We start from the raw sequence: 19,929 nt of genomic DNA on the forward strand, positions 1-19,929 counted from the left end.
CGGGGCGGCCATGAGGCGGGGGTGAGCCGGAGATGAGAATCCGCTCAGCCCATCGACTTCGAGCCGTCCAGCGACTCGCGGAGGATGTCGGCGTGACCGGCGTGCTGGGAGGTCTCGGCGATCAGGTGCGCGATCACCCGCCGCACCGACCAAATCTTGCCCGGCTCGAACCAGGGCTCCGCCGGCAGTGGGTGGGACAGGTCCAGGTCGAGGGTGGCGACAAGTTCGTCGGTCTCGCGGGCCACCTGCTCGTACGCGTCGAGCAGGCCGGCAAGCGTCTCACCCTCGACCATCCGGAAGTGGTCCTCCCAGTTGACCGGTTCGTCCTCGTCGCGGCGCACCATCGCCTCGGCGCCACCGACGGCGAACCGCGCCCAGCCCCGCTCGATCAGCGCCACGTGCTTGATCAGACCACCCAGGCACAGCTCGCTGGCGGTGGTGCGCAGCGCCGCCTGCTCGTCGGTGAGGTCACGCACGGTGTGGCGGAGGAACCAGCGCTGCTGGCCCAGGGCTTCGAGCAGATCCGCGCGCTCGCCGGTGAGGGTGCTGGTCGGTGTGGTCATGACGCCGCCTCTCGTTGGGCTGTCCTTGTCCCGTCCTGCTTCGATGACCCACGGTAGGGACAGCCACCGACATTTCCGGCCTCAGCGGGGGAAACGCCAGCGGGTCTGGCTGTAGCTGCCCTTGCCGAAGCCGAACGCGGTGGTCGGGGCGATCTCGAACATCAGTGCCGGCTGCCCGGCACCGCTGACGTGGTGGAAGGCGCCGTCGCGCGCCTCGAAGCGCCAGTCCTCGCCGTACTTCGTGGCATAGGCATCGGCCACCCGGGCCAGCGCGGTGTCGTCGGTGAGCCGGACCGCGTCGCCCTCCACCACCAGGTCGAGCCCCTCGTGCAGGGCGTTGCTCCCGGTGGTCAGCACGCAGTGCGGGTTCACCGCGAGGTTCCTGGCCTTGCGCTCGTCCGGTCCGGTGCAGACGTACAGCGCGTGGTCGAGCCAGACCGCCAGCAGCGGGGTGACGTGCGGACGCCCGTCCGGTCGCACGGTCGACAGCCAGTACAACTCGGCCGAGGCCAGCGACTCGCGGGCCTCGGCCCACGGCGTCGGCTCGGCCCCATGGTCGCTGTACCGGCCGTCCAGTTCGGTGATCGGCTCCGATCCGGCCGTCTGCCCCAGGATTGCCGTCGGTCGTGAGGTGCTCATTGGTTACCCCCGATACGCTGCGCGAATTGGTCACCGTCGACGTTACCGCCGGGCTGTGACAGTCTCCGCCCGAGCCGATACGGAACGTACTCTTCCGGGATGAGCGCTGCCGACCGACTTGAGCTGCGAGAAACCTTCAACCGGGTCGCCGAGCGGTACGACCGGATCCGCCCGACGTACCCGGCGCCCCTCTTCGACGATCTGGCCGGTGCCGGGGCGACCCCGGGTTCGCGGGTGCTGGAGATCGGCTGCGGCACCGGCCAGGCCACGATCCCGCTGGCGGAGCGGGGCTACCGGTTGCTGGCGGTCGAGCTGGGACCGGAGTTGGCCGCCGTGGCACGCCGCAACCTGGCCCGCTTCGGTGACTCGGTGCAGGTGGTGACCGGTGCGTTCGAGCGCTGGCCGCTGCCCGACGAGCCGTTCGACGTGGTGTTCTCCGCGACCGCGTTCCACTGGATCGACCCAGAGGTGCGGATGGCCAAGTCGGCCGACGCACTGCGCCCGGGTGGGCTGCTCGCCACGGTCACCACCCACCATGTCCTCGGCGGGACCGTGGGATTCTTCGCCGAGATGCAGGAGTACTACGAGCGGTTCGACCCGGCGACCCCACCCGGACTGCGGCTGCGACCCGCCGACGAGATACCCCGGGACGACGCGGAGGTTTCGGAGTCTTCGCGGTTCGGGCCGGCGACCTTCCACCGGCACGAGTTCGAGGTGTCCTACTCCACGGCGGAGTACCTGGACCTGCTGTTGACGTACTCGAATCACCTTGCCCTGCCCGAGGCGGACCGGAAGGGCCTGCTGGACGGCATCGCCGGGCTGATCGACGACCGCTACGACGGCCGGGTCGTCAAGCGCTACCTCAACGAACTGAGGCTGACCACCCGTGAGGTGTAAGGAAGGGCCCCTTATTAACGCTATGCGTTAATAAGGGGCCCTTCCTTACACCTCAGCCGGCGAGGCGGTAGCCGATGCCGCGTACGGTCTGGATCAGGTTGGTGCCGAGCTTGCGGCGCAGGTAACCGATGTAGACGTCGACCACGTTCGATCCTGGATCGTGCGCCAGCCCCCAGACCCGGTCCAGGAGCTGTTCCCGGCTCAGCACCTGGCCGGGATGCCGGAGCAGGGTCTCGGCGAGCAGGAACTCCCGGCCGGTCAGCTCGACCAGTTCCCCGTTCACGGTCGCGGTACGCCGTACCAGGTCGAGCCGGATCGGTCCGGCCTGGACCACCGTCGGGGTGGCCTGCCCGTGCTCGCGCAGCCGGGCCCGTACCCGGGCCAGCAGCTCGTCGAAGCTGAACGGCTTGGTCATGTAGTCGTCGGCACCGAGGTCGAGCCCGGCCACCCGGTCCGGCACGGCGTCCCGGGCGGTCAGCACGATCACCGGCAGCCGCTCACCCCGGGCCCGGATCTGGGCCAGCGCCGCCAGCCCGTCCTGACCGGGCAACCCCAGATCCAGGATCAGTACGTCGAAGTCGCCGCTACGGGCCGCGACGGCGACCTCGATGCCGCTGGTCACGACGGTGGTGACGTACCCGGCCGCACGCAGGCCCTTGGTCAGGAAGGAGGCGATCCGGGGCTCGTCCTCGGCGATCAGTACCCGGTTCACCGGTCCGCCCCCCGTCCCGGGTCGACATCGGCAGGGGCGAGGTCCGCCGGGGCGACGGTCGCGGGCAGGACGGATGTAGCGGGCAGGACGGATGAAGTGGGCAGGACCGAGGAGGCGGGCAGGACCAGGGTGAAGGTTGAGCCGGCGCCCGGAATGCTCTCCACCGCCACGGTCCCCCGATGCGCCTCGGCGATCGCGGCGACGATCGCCAGGCCGAGCCCGGCACCCTCGGCGCGAGCCCGCGCGTGCTCGGCGCGGGCGAACCGGGCGAAGATCCGCTCCCGGTCCTCGGGCTCGATGCCCACCCCGGTGTCCCGTACGGTCAGCAGCACCCGGCCGGGCTCGGCCTGGCCGGGATGCTCCACCCGGGCGGCGATCTCGATGGAGTCGCCGGGGCCGGTGAACTGGACCGCGTTCTGGGCGAGCTGCATCAGCGCCTGGGTGAGCCGCTGCCGGTCGGCCCAGACGGTCACCTCGGCGATCGTGCCGATTCGCCACTCGCGGTCGCCCAGGGCCACCGCCTTGGCGTACACGTCGTGCATCATCAGGGCGACCTCCACGTGGTCGGGGTGCAGGAAGTCGGGCTGCTCGGCCTTGGCGAGCATCAGCAGGTCGTTCACCATCCGGTTCATCCGGTCCAGTTCGTCGGTGACCAGCGCGATCGTCTCGGCCCGCTCGTCCGGGTCGTCACCCATCAGCTCCAGGTGGCCCCGGACGATGGTGATCGGGGTACGCAGTTCGTGGCCGGCGTCGGAGACAAACGTCTGTTGGGCGGCGAACGCGCGGTGCAGCCGGCCCAGCATCCCGTTGAACGTGTGGGCCAGGTCGGCGACCTCGTCGGTCCCGGTGACCTCGATCCGGCGGCTGAGGTCGGTCTCCTCGATCGTGCGCGCGGTCTCGGTGACCGTCCGCAGCGGACGCAGCGCCCGGCCCATGGCGAGGTAGCCACCGGCGGCGACCACCACGATCACCAGCAGGCAGGCGAGAGCCATCAGCCGTATCGCCCGGTCGATGTCGGCCCGCCGTTCGGCGCCGAACTCGACCACCACCACCTGGCCGCGTACCGCGCCGTCGATGATCAGGGGTACGGCGAGCCAGTGGGCCGAGCCGGCCGGTGTCCGCTCGATCTGGCCGTACGCGCTGTCGGTCAGCCGGGACCAGCCACGGATCAGCGCGGCGTCGCCGCTCAGGTCGTACGGCGCCGCCTCGGTCGCCCGGTAGAACACGCCGTCCACCAGCACCAGCACCATCTCGCCCGCCTGCGGCTCGTTGCGGAGCAGGTACGTGTCCGCGATCGCCCGCAGGTCGGTGCCGAACGGCTGCCCGCTGGTCGGGTCGCGACCGCCGACCAGCCGACGGAACTCGGTCACCTCCTGGCGCATGTCGGTGCCGATCCGGTTCTCGAGCTGGTTGAGCAGCACCTGACGGATGACCACCACCGAGGCGAGACTCGCCACCGCGAGCAGGGCGAGGGCCCAGCCGAGCAGCCGCAGCCGCAGCCCGAGCCCGAGCAACCGGGGCCAGGGGCGACCGGACGGATCAGTCGTCCCCGTCGTCTCCTTCGTCCTCGCCGCCGCCTTCGTCCTCGCCGCCGTCGTCATCGTCATCGTCGTCGTCGTTCCGCTCAGCGGCGTCGTCGTCACGTCCCCCGGCGTCGTCGTTCCGTGCGGGGGCGTCGTCGTTCCGTGCGGGGGCGTCGTCGTCGCGTTCCCCGGCGTCGTCGTCTCCTCCGCCGGAGGGGTTTCCCGCTGGTCCGTCGTCGTCGCCTCCCCGGGCGGGTTGGCCGGCGTCGTCGTCATCATCGTCTCCGGTCTGGGCTGGGCCGAGGCTCGCGGTGCCGGTCTGGTCGACCGGATCGCGGACCCCGTCGTCGGTCCTGGTCTGTGCGGCCGGACTGATGATCTGGATCGCCGGTACCGGGTCCGGGGGCAGCAGCGCCGGTAGCCCGACGCCGGTGAGCAGCCCCACCAGCGCCGCCAACCCGATGCCGGTGGCGACTTTCTGTGTGCTCATCGGACCAAGGTTGCCGAACGCCGATGACCTGGCGGTGAGAGCCGCATGAGAAGCCTCTCATCGACGATCCTGCCCAGCTCAGGGCCGGGAGGCCAGATAAAGAAGTTCTCACCTTCGGCTGAGCCCCGGTTTATGGATCTTCTGAACACTGGCGCCAACTGGTAGCGGACCGACCGTGGGGGCGGCATGACCGAGATAAGTCCATCGACAACGTTAAGACGCGGGTCCGGCGGCAGAACGAGACGCCGCCGGATCCTGGTTCCGGTCATCGGGGTGCTCTCCCTGCTGGCCACCATGATCGCCGTACAGCCGGTCTGGGCGGTCACCTTCACCGTCAACAGCACCGCCGACGCGGTCGACGTCAACATCGGCAACGGCATCTGCCGGACCAGCGCCAACACCTGCACGCTGCGCGCCGCGATCCAGGAGGCGAACGCCACCCTGCCGGCCGACACGATCCAGGTGCCGGCCGGGACGTACCAGATCACCCGAGCACCGGCCGGCGACAACGGCGACGACACCGGCGACCTCGACATCCTCAGCCCGCTCTCGATCATCGGTGCCGGCGCGGCCGGCACCATCGTGGACGGCGGCCAGCCGCCGGCCGGTTCCCCGGCCGAGCGCCGGGGCCTGGACCGGCTGTTCGAGATCCACGACAGCGCGGGCAACGTCACCGTCTCCGGAGTCACCCTCCGTGAGGGGTACGACGTGGAGCGCGGCGGTGCCGTGCTCAGCGAGACGAGCGGGGTGCTCCGGCTACAGGGCGTCTCGGTGCTGGACAGCTACGCCGGGGTCTCCGGCGGTGGGATCGACCTCGACGGCGAGGGCCGGGTCGAGATCACCGGCGCCACGATCAGGGGAAACGCGACCGGCGGCGACGGCGGTGGCATCTCCAACCAGCACGAGGTCGAGCTCTCGGTCACCGACACCGCGTTGACCCAGAACACCGCCGGTGCCGACGGCGGCGGGATCAGCAGCGTCTCCAAGACCCGGCTCACGCTCACCCGGGGCACCGTCTCGGGCAACGCCGCGCACGGCAGCGGCGGCGGTGTGCTGGCCGACTCGGAGCGGGCCAGCACTGTACGGAACACGGTCTTCACCGGCAACTCCGCCGGTGACCCGGTCTCCGGCGACGGCGGCGGTGCCGGCCTCTACCTCGGCGGCAGCGGTGGCGCGACGGTCACCGGCGCCTCGTTCACCGAGAACGAGTCGATCGCCGAGGGCGGTGGGCTCGCCATCCACTCCGGCGGGCCGGTTACCGTCACCGACGCCCTGGTACGCGACAACAGCTCGGACGCGGGCGGCGGTGGTGTGGAGAACGACGGTATGCGGGTCACCCTGACCCGGCTCACCGTCACCGGCAACACCGCGGCGGCCGACGGCGGCGGCATCGAGAGCCAGGGCAGCGGCGCCTTCTCCATCATCGACAGCACGGTCAGCCAGAACAGCGCCGAGCACGGCGGCGGCTTCGCCAACGTCGCCGACGGCACGCTCCAGATCACCGGCTCCACCTTCTGGGACAACCGGGCCAGCCAGTACGGCGGCGGCATCTACAACGCCAGCGACGCCGAGGCGCTGATCGAGAACACCACCTCGTCCGGGAACGTGGCCCAGGTTGCCGGTGGTGGTCTCTACACCGACGCGGACGCCGGACTGCGGGTGGTCAACGTGACCATCAACCGCAACGTCGCGCCGCACGGCGCCGGTATCGGCGACGAGCCGGGCGGTTCGGTCAACTACCCGGTCGAGCCGAGCCCGTCGGTGATCCTGCGCAACACCATCGTGGCCGGCAACCTCTACAGCCCCGAGTGCAGCTTCGCGGTCGGCTCCGAGGGCGGCAACCTGGACAGCGCCGACTCCTGCTACCTGCGCGGCAGCCGGGACCGGTCGAACGCGGGCGAACCGAAGATCGACGCGATCGCGGACAACGGCGGCCCGTCCATGACACACGCGATCCAGGACGACAGCTTCGCCCTGGACGGCGGCGTCGCCCCGTGTGCCACCGTCGACCAGCGGGGGGTCACCCGGCCGAAGAACACCACCTGCGACATCGGCGCGCTCGAACACGAGGGACCGTTCCCGGCGGCCGACCTGACCCCGCCGGAGACATCGGTCGCGTCCGGCCCCACCTTCGCGGCCGAGCGGGCCACGTTCACCTTCGCCGGCACCGACAACGTCACCCCGGCGGCGGAACTGCTCTACGAGTGCCGGGTGCTCACCAACGACCCGACCGAGCCGCCGGACCCGCCGGACCCGACCGAGCCGCCGGACCCGGAGTTCATGTTCGTCGGCTGTCCGAACCCGTACGAGCTGCTCGACATCGAGCTGGGGCAGAACACCCTGGAGGTACGGGCGATCGACCGGGCCGGCAACGTCGACCAGTCCCCGGCGGTCTGGATCTTCACCGGCGGCGACGACATCACGCCCCCGGAGACGACCTTCGCCAGCACCCCGCCGAACCCGAGCGCGGGACGTACGGCGATGTTCTCGTTCCTCGGCACCGACGACCTGACCCCGACCAACCTGCTCGAGTACGAGTGCCGGATCGACAGCACCGACGAGCTGGCCTGGCTGGAGTGCGCCAGCCCGTGGAGCTTTTCCAACCTGACCACCGGCTCGCACACCGTGCAGGTACGGGCGATCGACGAGGGCGACAACATCGACCCGACCCCGGCGACGTACACCTGGACGGTTGGCTCGCCGGCCGACTGCGACGCCTCGAACGTGATCCTCGGCGCGAACGCGGACGCCTGGATCGACGAGTCGAACACCCAGGAGAACTTCGGCATCGCCGAGGGGCTCAGTGTCCGGTCGCGGGCGCCCGGCGAGGACGCCCGTACGCTGATCCGGTTCCCGCTCCCGACCGACGTGCCGGCGGCGTGCGAGCTGACCGGGGCGACCCTGCGGATGCACGCGAACGGTGACGTGGGTCGGACGCTGGAGGCGGTCCCGATCGGCGCCGCCTGGTCCGAGATGCAGGTGACCTGGGCGAACCAGCCGGGGACCGTCGGCGTCGCGGCGACCACCGGCTCCGGTTCCGGGTTCCGGGAGTGGAACGTGACCGGCCAGGTCGCGGCGATGCTCGGCGGGGCGCCGAACCACGGCTTCCTGATCCGGGACTCGGCCGAGGAGGGTGAGGGGGACGACTCCTCGTTCGCCTCGCGCAACACGATCGCCGAACCGCCGCAGGTGCCGCAGCTCGTACTCCGCTTCGACGGTCCGGGAGCACCGCAGCCGCCGGCCCCGCCGGCCCCGGTCGCGACGACGGTCACCTGCGGGCAGGTGCTGACCCAGAGCACCCGTCTGCTCAACGACCTGACCAACTGTCCGCTGGACGGGTTGGTGGTCGGGGCGCCGAACATCGAGATCGACCTCGACGGGCACACCGTCGACGGGCCGGGCTACTTCCCCGGTCAGCCGGGTTCGCCGATCGAACTGCCGGAACTCGGCGGCCCGGCGGGCGTACGCAACGTCGGCTTCGAGAACGTGGTGGTCACCGGCGGGACCGTGCAGCAGTTCGCGTACGGCGTCTCGGTGATGGCCGGCTCCCGGTTCAACCTCTACGAAGGGCTGACCGTACGGGACAACGCGGTCGCCGGGATCGAGCTCTCCAACGCCGACGACGGCCGCAACGCCAACCAGGTACGTGGCAACACGTTCACCGGCAACGAGATCGGGGTCTCCCTGGTCGCCGGCTCGGAGAACAGCGTGCTGGCGGAGAACAGCTTCACCGGCAACCTCGGGGTGGCGCTCTGGATGCAGGACGCCAGCGGGCACCTGATCGAGGAGAACACGGTCAGCGGCGTGACCGCCGACCCGACCGTCGGCAGTGACGGCGGTTTCCTGCTGGAGGACGCCCGCGACAACCGGCTGCTCGGCAACACGCTCGCCGACACCGGTGACGGCGGCATCGTCATCACCGAGGGTTCGCACCGTAACCGGGTCGAGGGCAACACGATGACCCGTACCGGCGACGCCGGGGTGACGGTGGAGGACTCCGACGAGATCCAGGTGATCGGGAACGTCTCGCACCTGGCCGCCGACTCCGGCATCGGGCTCGGCGGGTCCAGCGGCAGCGTGGTGCGGGACAACGACGTCCGGTACAACCCGGGTGGCGTGGAACTGGAGGGCTCCAGCGACAACCTGGTCGAGCGGAACGACGCCAGCTTCTCCGGTGGCGCGGGCATCTCGGTCGGGCCGGGCTCGCTGCGCAACCGGGTCATCGACAACGTGGTCAACGGCTCGGCCGGCGGCGGCATCTCGGTCGAGGGCGCGGCGGTAGACCCAGAGGGAGTGCCGCTGGGCGCGAACGTGGTCGAGCGGAACGAGGTGATCGGCAACCAGGGCGACGGCATCTCGGTCCCGGAGGCCGGACACCGGCTGGCCGACAACGTGGTCCACCACAACGCCGCGTTCGGCATCGACGCGGCCGAGGAGGGCACCATCGACGGCGGCGGCAACGTCGCCAGCGGCAACGGCGAACCGGAGCAGTGCCGGGGCGTGGTCTGCGGCACCGGTACGCCGGGCCAACCGCCGGCACCGGACCTCACCGGGCCGGACACCGTGCTGACCACGACGCCGCCGAACCCGAGCAGCAGTCTCGGCAGCATCCACTTCGGGTTCACCGGCACCGACAACGTCGCCCCGCCCACGGCGCTGCGTTACCAGTGCCGGCTGGACCCGCCGCCGGACCCGCCGGCACCCGAGCCGGAGCCCGGTGAGCCGCCGCAGCCGCCGGACGTCGACAACTGGGTCGAGTGTGTCAGCCTGACCTCGTACCACTTCCTCTTCGCTGGGGTGCACCGGTTCGAGGTACGGGCGATCGACCCGTCGGACAACGTCGACCTGACCCCGGCGACGTACACCTGGACCGTGGCGGCGGTGCCGCCCGGCCCGGACTCGACGCCGCCGAACACCACCATCTTCTCCACGCCGGACCAGGCGAGCACGACCCCGGTCGCCGTCTTCGGCTTCCGGGGCAGTGACAACGCCTCGCCCGGCCCGAACCTGAGTTACCAGTGCCGGCTCGACGGCGCGGCGTTCGGCCCGTGCCTGAGCCCGAAGACCTACTCCGGGCTGGCGCTCGGCGTGCACGTCTTCGAGGTGCGGGCGGTGGACCTGGCCGGCAACGTCGACCCGACGCCGGCCGCGTACACCTGGACCATCTCGCCGGCCCCGGCGGACAGCACCCCGCCGGACACCACGATCGACTCGGCCCCCGACGCCACCACCGTCAGTACGGACGCGAGCTTCTCCTTCTCGGCGAGCGAGGCGGGCTCGACGTTCGAGTGTTCCCTGGACGGCTCGGCATTCACCCCGTGCGTCTCGCCCCAGGTCCACGTCGGGCTCTGGGCGACCGACCACGAGTTCCGGGTGCGCGCCACCGACCCGGCCGGCAACACCGACCCGACCCCGGCGGCGCACGCCTGGTCGATTCGGCCGGCGCCGGTGCCGACGCAGGTCACCTGCGGCCAGACGCTCACCCAGAGCGTGCTGCTCACCAACGGGCTGACCAACTGCGGCAACGCCGGCCTGGTGGTCGGCGCGGCGGGCATCACCATCGACCTGAACGGGTTTGGGATCGACGGAATCGGGCAGGGCGTCGGCATCCGGAACAACGGACACGACCAGGTGACGATCACCAACGGCTCGATCGGCGGCTTCGACTACGGCCTCCAGTTGAACGCCGGCACGGCCGGCAACATCCTCACCAGCCTGACCCTCACCGGGAACCAGGAGGCGGGCATCCAGTTCGTCGACGCGGACAACGGCAGCGCGGGCAACCTGGTCCGGGGCAACGAACTGACCCAGAACGCGACCGGCATCGTGCTGGCCGGCGGCACCCAGGGCGCCCTGCTGCTGAACAACACGATCACCGGCAGTTCGCTCCAGGGCATCCACCTGGTGGGCGCCAGCGGCAACCGGATCGAGGAGAACCGGGTCACCGGGTCCAGCGGGACCGGGCTGTGGCTGGAGGGCTCCAGCAACAACACGGTGCTCGGCAACACCGTCGGCGACAACTCCGACCCGGCGGTGATCCTGGAGGCGGCGTCGAACGGCAACCGGTTGGAGGGCAACGAGCTGACCGAGAGCGAATCCGGCCTGTCGATCGTCGAGTCCAGCGGGAACGACGCCATCGCGAACGTGGTGACCAACCACAGCGACGGCGGAATCACGCTGGAGGCGGCGCAGAACAACGTACTGCGCGGCAACGACGTACGGTTCAACAGCACCGGGATCGAGCTGGACCAGTCGTCCGGCAACCGGATCGAGTCGAACGACGCCAGCGACTCCTCGTCGACCGGCATCGCGCTCGGCTCGGGGTCGCTGAACAACGTGGTGACCCTGAACACCGCCAGTGGCAACTCCTCCGAGGGCATCTCGGTGGAGGCCGAGGTGCTGCCGGAGAGCACCGAACCGGGCAACGTCATCGACCGGAACACCGCCGGCAACAACAACAGTGACGGCATCTCGGTCAACAAGGCCGGTCACCGGATCTCGGCCAACACGGCGAACAACAACGGCGGCTGGGGCATCTACGCGGAGACCGGCAACGTCGACGGCGGTGGCAACCGGGCCACCGGCAACACCGAACCGATGCAGTGTTACCAGATCTCCTGCGACGGTTCGGCACCGACGCCGCCGGAGGTCGCGCCACCGGACACGTTGATCGTCGACGAGCCGCCGAACCCGAGCAACAGCACCTCGGCGAGCTTCACCTTCACCGGGATCGACGACAACACCGCACTGTTCGACCTCGGGTTCGAGTGCCGTCTGGACAGCACCAGCGAGGCCGCCTGGACCGAGTGCGAGAACCCGCAGACGTACGGCAACCTGGCCGCGGGCACGCACACGTTCCAGGTACGGGCGGTGGACCTGTCCGACAAGGTCGACCCGACACCGGCGACGTACACCTGGGTGGTGGCGCTCTCGCCGCCCGGCGTACCGCCGGTGAGCACGATCAGTGCCGGGCCGACCGCCCAGACCGCGGCTCGTACGGCGTTGTTCACCTTCTTCGCCAACGAGGACGCCACCTTCGAGTGCGCGTTGGACGGGGCGGCGTTCGCCGGCTGCGTCTCCCCGGTGCTCTACGAGGACCTGCTCCCCGGCACGCACGAGTTCCAGGTCCGGGCGCGGGACGCGGAGGGCAACGTCGAACCGACGCCGGCCACCCGGACCTGGACGATCACCGGCCCGCCGGTGGTCACCCTGGTGGTCGCACCGGCGGCGGAGGATCCGAGTACGACCGCCACGTTCGCCTTCGTGGCGAACGAGCCGGTGGCCCGGTTCGAGTGCTCGCTCGACCTGGCGCCGTTCACCACCTGCACCTCTCCGGCGGACTTCGCCAACCTGGCCATCGGCGACCACTACCTGCGGGTACGCGCGGTGGACCTGGACGGGGTCACCTCGACCGAGGAGGAGATGGCCGAGCACGAGTGGGCGGTGGTCCCGGGTCCGGACGCCACCCCGCCGGAGACGGTGGTGAACACAGGGCCGGCGAACCCGAGCACGGTCACCTCGGCGAGCTTCACCTTCTCCGGTACGGACAACGTCACCGCACCGGCCGGACTGCTCTTCGAATGCCGCCTCGACAGCCAGAACGAGGCCGACTTCGTGGAGTGTGTCAGCCCGCACGGCTATCCGAACCTGGACCTGCCGGCGGCGCTGGAGCCGGGGCCGCACGTGTTCGAGGTGCGGGCGGTCGACCAGGAGGACAACGTCGACCTCACCCCGGCGACCTACTCCTGGACGGTGGCCGGTACGCCGACCGCGCCGCAGACCACCATCAGCGCCGCGCCGGACCTCAGCACCACCAGCACCACGGCCACCTTCACCTTCAGCTCCAGCCAGCCGGGCTCGACCTTCGAGTGCGCGCTGGACGGGGCGGCGTTCGCCCCGTGCGTCTCGCCCCGGACGCTGACCGGGCTCGCCGTCGGTGACCACTCGTTCGAGGTACGGGCGGTCAACGGGAGTGGGGCCGGTGACCAGAGTCCGGCGGTCTTCGAGTGGACGGTGGAGCCACCGCCGGACACGACCGCGCCGGAGACCTCGATCGTCGGCACCCCGCCGGCGACGACGACCAGTCCGACTGCGGCGTTCACCTTCACCGCGAACGAGCCGGGCACGACCTTCGAGTGCTCGCTCGACGGGGCGGCGTTCGGCGCCTGCGTCTCTCCGGTCAACTACACCGGGATGGTGGCCGGAAACCACCAGTTCCGGGTACGCGGAACCGACCCGGCCGGCAACCTGGACGGCACCCCGGCGACGTACTCCTGGACGGTCTCCGCGCCGCCGAGTTGCGCGTCGCCGGGATCGGTGACGCTCGGGGCGAACGCCGACAGTTGGGTGTTGCAGTCCTCGTCGTCGAGCAACTACGGCCAGGACTCGTCGATCAAGGTGGACAGCAAGTCGGGCAACAACGCCCGGGTGCTGGTCCGGTTCAACCTGCCGGCCATCCCGTCGGGCTGCCAGGTGGTCGACGCGCGGCTGCGGCTCTACTCCGGCTCGTACAAGACCGGACGGACGTTGCAGGCGATCCCGCTCGGGGCCACCTGGTCCGAGGCGAACGTCCGGTGGAACAACCAACCGGCGACCACCGGCACGGCGGCCACCACGGCGTCGGGCAACGGCTACCGCGAGTGGGTGGTTCCGACGCAGGTCGGCGGCATGTACGCGACCGGCAACTTCGGGTTCCTGATCCGGGACAGCGTGGAGAACGCCAACGGGATGGAGCAGGCGTTCAACAGTCGCGAGAAGGGAAGCGACAACCCACCCCGGTTGGTGATCACCTTTGGCTGACGCCTCGTGCTGATCCGCCTCGCCGTTGAGGTGTAAGGAAGGGCCCCTTATTAACGCTATGCGTTAATAAGGGGCCCTTCCTTACACCCGGCTGGGGCGTCGGGTGAGCGCCGCCGTCCTTGAAGATGAACTGAAGTTGAACAATGCGTGAATGACGGTGGGATATCGAGTAAGAGAGGCTAGTCGGAACGGCCATTCGTGGCCGAGTGCCGGCCGAGTTGCTCAAGCCATTCGATGAATCCCGATGCCTCTACTTCGGACGTACGATGCGTTAGGGCGCCGACACGTGGTGGTGAGCTGGTTGTGCCCACCGCATCCGCCGAGTGCTTCGTGGAGGAGATTGTCCGATGCTGGGTCGCTCCGGCTGGTCCCGTGTCGCCAGGAGCATCCACACGCGCATCCTGCTCTCGTACATCGCCCTGATCGTCCTGGCCGGCGGGCTCTGCGTGATCGCCGTTCACGAGGTTCTGGTGATCAGGCTGGAGACCCGGGTCGCCGAGGCGGTGCAGCAGGAGTTCCAGGAGATCAACCGGTTGCTCGCCGACGGCCGTGATCCCCTCACCGGGGCCGCCTTCACCTCCGTACAACCGGTCTTCGACACCTACTTCCGGCGTAACGTGCCGAGTCAGGAGGAGGCGGTGCTCGCCTTCGCCGACGGCCAGTTGCACCACGCCGCGTTGACTCGGTTCCCGATCGACCGGATACCCGAACCGACCATGGGGGTCTTCGCCACCTCCGCGCGCTCGTACGCGCCGGGCGCCGGTCTGCCACCGATCGACACGTACCGGACCCGTCTCGGTGAGGCGTACTACGGGATCCTGCCGGTCCGGGTGGGTGCGAGCAGTGGCGCCTTCGTGGTGACGATCCTGCCGGTGAGCCAGCGTCGGGAGATCGCCGACCTGCAGACGTACGGCGCCGGTGCGGTGCTCGGGGTGCTCGTGCTCGCCTCCGGCTGCGCCTGGCTGCTCACCGGCCGGATGCTCGGCCCGGTACGGCAGCTCACCGAGACCGCCCGGCTGATCTCCCAGTCGGACCTGACTCGGCGCATCCCGGTGGGTCGGCAGCGCGAGGCCGCCGAGATGGCGCTGACCTTCAACGCGATGCTCGACCGGCTGGAGGCGGTCTTCCGGCGGGAGCGGGAGTTCATCCTCGACGCGAGCCACGAACTGCGCGGCCCGCTGACCATCTCGATGGGCAACCTCAGCATGCTCGACCCCGAGGAGACCGATCTCCCGGAGTGGCGGTCCACCATCGCGTTGGTCACCGACGAGTTGGAGCGGATGGGGCGGATCGTCGGCGACCTGCAACTGCTCGCGGACGTCGCGCACCCGCAGTTCCTGCAACCGGAGCGGATCGACGTCGAGCTGTTCGTCGCGGAGCTGGCGGTGAAACTGAGCGCGCTGGCCCCCCGACGATGGCACGTGGACGACCTGGGCGCCGGCATCGTGGTCGCCGACCGGCACCGGCTCACCGAAGCGGTGATCAACCTCGCCGACAACGCCGTACGGCACACCGAGGACAGCGAGGTGGTCGCGCTCGGCGCGGCCGTGACCGGCACCGAGTTCCGACTCTGGGTACGCGACACCGGCTGCGGTGTGCCCCTGGAGGACCAGGCGCACATCTTCGACCGGTTCCGCCGGGGCACCCACGCGCACCTGCGCTACCCCGGCTCCGGCCTCGGCCTCTCCATCGTCCGCGCGATCGCCGAGTCGCACGGCGGGCGGGCCGAACTGCACAGCCGGCCCGGTGCCGGCGCCACCTTCACCCTGGTGATACCCCGACAGACGAGGGAGGGCTGGCACGATGGCCAGGATTCTGATCGCTGAGGACGACCCGCAGATCGCGTCGTTCCTCCGTAAGGGCCTACAGGCCAACGGCTGGCAGACCGTGCACGTCACCGACGGCGAGCAGGCCGAGCAGTACGGCCGGACCGGCGACTTCGACCTGCTCCTGCTCGACATCGGGCTGCCCGGCCGCGACGGCCTGGAGGTGCTCCGGGCGCTGCGCGAGCGGGGACGCCGACTGCCGGTGCTGATCCTCACCGGTCGGGCCCGGGTGCACGACGTGGTCGACTGCCTGGACGCGGGCGCCGACGACTACATGACCAAACCGTTCCGGTTCGAGGAACTGCTCGCCCGGGTACGGGCCCGACTGCGCGACGTCGGCTCGGACGAGCCGAGGGTCCTGGTCGCGGGTCCCGTACGGCTGGATCTCTGGACCCGGCGGGTCACCGTGCGGGGCCGGGACGTGGCCCTGACCGGGCGGGAGTTCGCCCTGCTGGAAACCCTGATCCGGCACTCCGGTCGAGTGCTCAGCCGGGAGCAGTTGCTCTCCCACGCCTGGGGCTACGACTTCGACCCGAGCACCAACCTGGTCAACGTCTATGTCAGTACGTTGCGCAAAAAACTCGGCGAGGACGTGATCGAAACCCTGCGCGGCTTCGGCTACCGCCTGCGCGCGAGCTGATTCCCGCCGTCACCTTCTGGCGGCGGGCATGACTCGCTCGTCTCGTACACGAAAGAACATGTATCTACATCGAATTCGATGTGCTCACCGATCGAGTCATGGTCGGTAGCCCGTTGAACAGGTGTAGCTGCGTGTTCCGAAGCCGGCGGGGGTAGGGTGCCGAGGTGGCGAATCTCCTGAGGGGCATGGCGGCGAGGGTCGGTCAGATCGCTCGGCGTCGTCCCGCCCCCACCCCCGGTCAGATCCCAGCCCAGATCGCGCGTCGGCGCCAGGTCGCGGCGCTGCAACGCCGTGAACTCATGTACGCCCCGGAGCTGGACGGGCAGGCCGACCCGGGTGAGATCGTCTGGACCTGGGTGCCGTACGAGGACGACCCACGGCAGGGCAAGGACCGGCCGGTGCTGGTGGTGGGCCGCAAGAGCCGGACCCTGTACGGTCTGATGCTCTCCAGCCAGAGCGAGCGCCACGGCCAGCGGAACTGGTTCGCGCTCGGGCCGGGCGAGTGGGACCGGGACAAGCGACCGAGCTTCCTCCGCCTCGACCGGGTCCTGACCATGCGCGAGGACAGCATCCGACGCGAGGGAGCGGTGCTGGACCGGGCCCGCTTCGACCGGGTCAGCCAGGCCCTGCGCCACGGTTACGGCTGGCGCTGACCGTTTTGCTGAGCGGGTGGCTGGATTCCGATTACAGTTTTTGGAAAAGAATCCCTGAATTGAGACCAGAACAACAGTGCGGTGATTTCCGTAAGCTGATCTGCTAAGTGCTGAGCGGAGATTTAAGGCAGAAATAATCGTTCTGGCTCGAAGAGAGTGGGCGCACGCTCGTAGTCTTCCCTCTCGGAAGAAAGGTGTGCTCCCACATGAATTTGCGACCCACCCCCAGACAACGTCGTTCAGTCACCGCGCTGCTGCTGCTGAGTGTCGCGCTTGCCGGTGGTTGTAAGGAACTGCCGTCAAATCCCGGAGCGTCCGGTCCGTCCGGCTCGGCCGGTATGGGCTCGACCGGTCCCGGCTCGGCCGCCCCCGGTACGCCGAGCGCCACCCCCGGTGGCCCCTCGGCCACGCCGAGTGCTCCCGGGGGCACCTCCGCTCCGGGTGGTGGCGGCGACCCGACCGCCCCCGCCGGCACCAAGCCGCCCACCTCGTCCGGCGGATGGATCACCATCGACCCGGCCGCACAGGCCGCCGCGACCAGGGCGTTCTTCGCCCGTACGCCGAAGCCGATCACCGGTAACCCGGTCCGGGTCGCCGAGTTCAACGTCGGCTGCACGACCAGCCACCACAACAACGACGACCCGATCGTGCTCCCGGGTCTGGTCGGCGCCTCGCACAACCACACCTTCTGGGGCAACAAGTCGACCAACGCCAAGTCGACCGCGGAATCGCTGCGCGCGTCCGCACCGACCACCTGCAACTCGCCCCAGGACCGCTCCGCCTACTGGGTGCCGACGATGATGCAGAACGGCAAGGTCGTCGACCCGAAGGACGTGACCGTCTACTACGGTTCCCGACTCAAGGACCCGAGCAAGACCCAGCCGTTCCCGTTCGGATTCCGAATGGTCGTGGGTGACGCGAAGAACCAGGTCGACACCCCGGACAAGCAGGGTAACCACTTCTGGTGCGCGGGCATCGGCGGTGAGGTCGGCCGTAGCGCCGACGGCACCTTCCCGGTCTGCGCCCCGACCGCGCACATCGTCCGGCAGATCACCTTCCCGGACTGCTGGGACGGCAAGCACCTGGACAGCCCGGACCACAAGGCGCACGTCGCGAACGGCGACCACACGGGCGCCTGCCCGAAGAGCCACCCGGTGCCGATCCCCTCGGTCTCCTTCGTGATCGGCTACCCGCTGAGCGCGAACACCAACGGCATCACGCTCTCCTCCGGCACCTCCTTCTCGATGCACGCCGACTTCTTCAACGCCTGGGACGACGACGCCCTGGCGTCCCGGGTCCGCAACTGCCTGAACCAGAAGGCGAAGTGCAACTCGGCGGGTAACTTCTGACCCCTGGATCATCCGCGCCGATGGCGGCGGCGGCACGGCCATCCCCGACCGGGTGACCGTGCCGCCGCCGTCGCGCGTTTCCGGGGTTCAGACCGTTCAGACCGGCCCGCCGTGGCGACCGGCCCCGGCGGCGAACCGGGCCGCGCCGGCAGCCGCGTCGGCGGCGAGCGAACGCGTTCCGTAGCCGAGTTCGACCGCGAGTGCTTCCGGTTCCGGCCGGCCCGCGCCGTCGAGCAGCGCCAGGCGGTCGTTGCGCAGGCAGGTTTGCGGCAGCTCGGCGAGCTGGGCGGCGAGTTCCTCCGCCGCCACCCGTGCGCCACCGGGCGGTGCCAGCCCGTTCACCAGACCCATCTCGTACGCCTCGACGGCCGGCACCGCGCGCCCGGTCAGGATCAGGTCCATCGCCCTGCTCTCGCCGATCAGCCGGGGCAGCCGTACGGTCCCACCGTCGATCAGCGGCACGCCGAAGCGTCGGCAGAAGACACCGAGCACCGCGTCCGACTCGGCGATCCGCAGGTCGCACCAGAGTGCGAGTTCGAGGCCACCGGCGACGGCGTGACCGGCGATGGCGGCGATCACCGGCTTGCCCAACCGCATCCGGGTGGGACCCATCGGTCCGTCGCCGTCCGGCTCGACCCGGTTGCCGCTCGGCGTACCGATGGCTTTGAGGTCGGCGCCGGAGCAGAACGTGCCGCCGGCCCCCCAGAGCACGGCGACCGACGCGGTCGGGTCGGCGTCGAAGGCGCGGAACGCGTCGGCGAGGGCTCGGGCGGTGGGCCCGTCGACCGCGTTGCGGCGTTCCGGCCGGTCGAGTACGACCGTCGTGATCGGACCGTTGCGCTCCACCCGTACGACCATCGGTCCAGGATGCCCCGTGACGGCTGGTTGCGGAACCGGACGCGCGGTCCGGCATGATGGGCGGCGACCGGAACCGGGAGGAGTGTCGGGTGGGAAGCTGGGGCAGCCGCAACTTCGACAACGACACCGCCGCGGACCACCTCGCCATGGTCACCGACCGGCTGGTGACCGAGGTGGCCGAGGCGATGGCCGGGGACCCGGTCCGGATCGAGCCGGACGAGTACTGGGGCGTCGCCGTCCCGTGCAACCTCGAACTGCTCTGCCTCCTCGCCGACCAGCGGTACGTCGGCGTCGTGCTGCCGCCGCCGGAGACGGTCGCCGACTGGAAGCGGCGCTACCTGGCCGTGTGGGACGGCAGCATCGACGGGTTGGAGCCGACCGAGGACTACCGGGCCGAGCGCCGGGCGATCCTGGTCGACACGTTCGACCGGCTGGCCGCTGCGTCCGCCCGCGAGCACGGCACCGACCGGACCTGACGGCCGCCGACCTCCGCACGGCACCGCGGGTCAGAGGCCGTAACCGAGTTCCTCGGTGGCGACCGCCCAGAGCTGGTTCTCGTCGCGTACCGCCTCGGGGTCGATCCGGCCGATCTCGCCGGCTGTCTCGGCGGCCAGCGCCTCCAGGGCCTCGTCGTCGTCCTCGTCGATCCGGCGGGCCCGCCGGGCCGCCCGGGTGTAGGCCCGGGAGGCGTCGACCAGTTGGGGAAGCGAGCGGTTCACCAGCGCCGGTTCCTCGTCGGCCGGCAGGTACAGCACCGTACCGTCGGCCCGGTCCAGCACCAGGCTGGCGACCTCCGGGTCCTCGCACAACACCGCGACCAACCGGCCGCCGACGGTCCGCTCCGGGTACGGCGGCTGCTGCCAGCGCCCCTCCACCGGAACCTTCGCGTAGGTGATCGGCCGTAGGGCCGCGAGCACGTCAACAATCCACTCGTCCGACAGCACGGTTGCAGAGCATGGCACACCGGCCGGACCCGTGCG

General features: G+C 70.2%; 14 protein-coding genes. 7 read left to right on the forward strand and 7 right to left on the reverse strand.

What is annotated here, in order from left to right; all coding sequences use genetic code 11:
• Positions 1-44 precede the first annotated feature (44 nt).
• Both ACI2K4_RS20850 and ACI2K4_RS20855 read right to left on the reverse strand, forming a co-directional pair.
• Positions 45-563, reverse strand: coding sequence for a DinB family protein (locus ACI2K4_RS20850; RefSeq protein ID WP_404513347.1), 519 nt, complete (start codon positions 561-563; stop codon positions 45-47).
• A gap of 81 nt (positions 564-644) precedes the next feature.
• The gene (locus ACI2K4_RS20855; RefSeq protein WP_404513348.1) at positions 645-1,202 is read right to left on the reverse strand and encodes a pyridoxamine 5'-phosphate oxidase family protein; all 558 of its coding nucleotides are present in this window, start codon (positions 1,200-1,202) and stop codon (positions 645-647) included.
• Between the two features lie 99 nt (positions 1,203-1,301).
• Here ACI2K4_RS20855 and ACI2K4_RS20860 point away from each other — a divergent pair, with 99 nt between their 5' ends.
• On the forward strand, positions 1,302-2,099 hold the full coding sequence (locus ACI2K4_RS20860) for a class I SAM-dependent methyltransferase (RefSeq protein ID WP_404513349.1): 798 nt from the start codon (positions 1,302-1,304) through the stop codon (positions 2,097-2,099).
• 52 nt (positions 2,100-2,151) lie between these two features.
• Here ACI2K4_RS20860 and ACI2K4_RS20865 read toward each other — a convergent pair whose 3' ends face one another.
• The 3 genes from ACI2K4_RS20865 to ACI2K4_RS20875 are packed head-to-tail and all read right to left on the reverse strand — an operon-like array spanning position 2,152 to position 4,824.
• Positions 2,152-2,811 (reverse strand): response regulator transcription factor, encoded by a 660-nt coding sequence (locus ACI2K4_RS20865; protein WP_404513350.1) that lies wholly within the window; start codon positions 2,809-2,811, stop codon positions 2,152-2,154.
• Positions 2,808-4,418 (reverse strand): sensor histidine kinase, encoded by a 1,611-nt coding sequence (locus ACI2K4_RS20870; protein ID WP_404513351.1) that lies wholly within the window; start codon positions 4,416-4,418, stop codon positions 2,808-2,810. Before ACI2K4_RS20870 ends, ACI2K4_RS20865 begins: the two co-directional genes overlap by 4 nt.
• Entirely contained in the window at positions 4,351-4,824 is a 474-nt protein-coding gene (locus ACI2K4_RS20875) for a hypothetical protein (protein ID WP_404513352.1), read from the reverse strand. The genes ACI2K4_RS20870 and ACI2K4_RS20875 overlap by 68 nt, the downstream gene beginning before the upstream one ends.
• A 273-nt stretch (positions 4,825-5,097) precedes the next feature.
• On the opposite strand from ACI2K4_RS20875, the gene ACI2K4_RS20880 reads away from it, so the two are divergent.
• From ACI2K4_RS20880 to ACI2K4_RS20900, 5 genes are all read left to right on the forward strand, one after another.
• Positions 5,098-13,623: a right-handed parallel beta-helix repeat-containing protein gene (locus ACI2K4_RS20880; RefSeq protein ID WP_404513353.1), complete on the forward strand. Its 8,526-nt coding sequence runs from the start codon at positions 5,098-5,100 to the stop codon at positions 13,621-13,623.
• Between the two features lie 347 nt (positions 13,624-13,970).
• Positions 13,971-15,449 carry a sensor histidine kinase gene (locus ACI2K4_RS20885; RefSeq protein WP_404513354.1) on the forward strand — a complete coding sequence of 493 codons (1,479 nt, stop codon included), beginning with the start codon at positions 13,971-13,973 and terminating at the stop codon, positions 15,447-15,449.
• A complete protein-coding gene (locus ACI2K4_RS20890) occupies positions 15,427-16,089 on the forward strand; it encodes a response regulator transcription factor (protein WP_404513355.1) in 663 nt (220 codons plus the stop codon). Before ACI2K4_RS20885 ends, ACI2K4_RS20890 begins: the two co-directional genes overlap by 23 nt.
• A gap of 164 nt (positions 16,090-16,253) precedes the next feature.
• Positions 16,254-16,742, forward strand: coding sequence for a type II toxin-antitoxin system PemK/MazF family toxin (locus tag ACI2K4_RS20895; RefSeq protein WP_404513356.1), 489 nt, complete (start codon positions 16,254-16,256; stop codon positions 16,740-16,742).
• Between the two features lie 206 nt (positions 16,743-16,948).
• On the forward strand, positions 16,949-18,091 hold the full coding sequence (locus ACI2K4_RS20900; protein ID WP_404513357.1) for a DUF1996 domain-containing protein: 1,143 nt from the start codon (positions 16,949-16,951) through the stop codon (positions 18,089-18,091).
• A gap of 96 nt (positions 18,092-18,187) precedes the next feature.
• On the opposite strand, the gene ACI2K4_RS20905 is transcribed toward ACI2K4_RS20900, so the two are convergent.
• Positions 18,188-18,949 (reverse strand): crotonase/enoyl-CoA hydratase family protein, encoded by a 762-nt coding sequence (locus ACI2K4_RS20905; RefSeq protein ID WP_404513358.1) that lies wholly within the window; start codon positions 18,947-18,949, stop codon positions 18,188-18,190.
• An 89-nt stretch (positions 18,950-19,038) separates the two neighbouring features.
• Between ACI2K4_RS20905 and ACI2K4_RS20910 the strand changes: the two genes are divergently transcribed.
• Positions 19,039-19,425, forward strand: a complete 387-nt coding sequence (locus ACI2K4_RS20910; protein WP_404513359.1) for a DUF4259 domain-containing protein — start codon at positions 19,039-19,041, stop codon at positions 19,423-19,425.
• Positions 19,426-19,455: 30 nt separating this feature from the next.
• Here the strand turns inward: ACI2K4_RS20910 and ACI2K4_RS20915 are convergent, their stop codons facing one another.
• Entirely contained in the window at positions 19,456-19,893 is a 438-nt protein-coding gene (locus tag ACI2K4_RS20915) for an SUKH-4 family immunity protein (RefSeq protein ID WP_404513360.1), read from the reverse strand.
• Positions 19,894-19,929 lie beyond the last annotated feature (36 nt).

The sequence above is a fragment of the Micromonospora sp. NPDC050397 genome, from assembly GCF_044901685.1.
GTDB lineage: Bacteria > Actinomycetota > Actinomycetes > Mycobacteriales > Micromonosporaceae > Micromonospora_G.

Excerpts from the sequence above, each read along its gene's own strand:
- ACI2K4_RS20850 (WP_404513347.1), bottom strand. The coding sequence starts at position 563 with ATGACCACACCGACCAGCACCCTCACCGGCGAGCGCGCGGATCTGCTC.
- ACI2K4_RS20855 (WP_404513348.1), bottom strand. The coding sequence starts at position 1,202 with ATGAGCACCTCACGACCGACGGCAATCCTGGGGCAGACGGCCGGATCG.
- ACI2K4_RS20860 (WP_404513349.1), top strand. The coding sequence starts at position 1,302 with ATGAGCGCTGCCGACCGACTTGAGCTGCGAGAAACCTTCAACCGGGTC.
- ACI2K4_RS20870 (WP_404513351.1), bottom strand. The coding sequence starts at position 4,418 with ATGACGATGACGACGGCGGCGAGGACGAAGGCGGCGGCGAGGACGAAG.
- ACI2K4_RS20875 (WP_404513352.1), bottom strand. The coding sequence starts at position 4,824 with ATGAGCACACAGAAAGTCGCCACCGGCATCGGGTTGGCGGCGCTGGTG.
- ACI2K4_RS20885 (WP_404513354.1), top strand. The coding sequence starts at position 13,971 with ATGCTGGGTCGCTCCGGCTGGTCCCGTGTCGCCAGGAGCATCCACACG.
- ACI2K4_RS20890 (WP_404513355.1), top strand. The coding sequence starts at position 15,427 with ATGGCCAGGATTCTGATCGCTGAGGACGACCCGCAGATCGCGTCGTTC.
- ACI2K4_RS20900 (WP_404513357.1), top strand. The coding sequence starts at position 16,949 with ATGAATTTGCGACCCACCCCCAGACAACGTCGTTCAGTCACCGCGCTG.
- ACI2K4_RS20905 (WP_404513358.1), bottom strand. The coding sequence starts at position 18,949 with ATGGTCGTACGGGTGGAGCGCAACGGTCCGATCACGACGGTCGTACTC.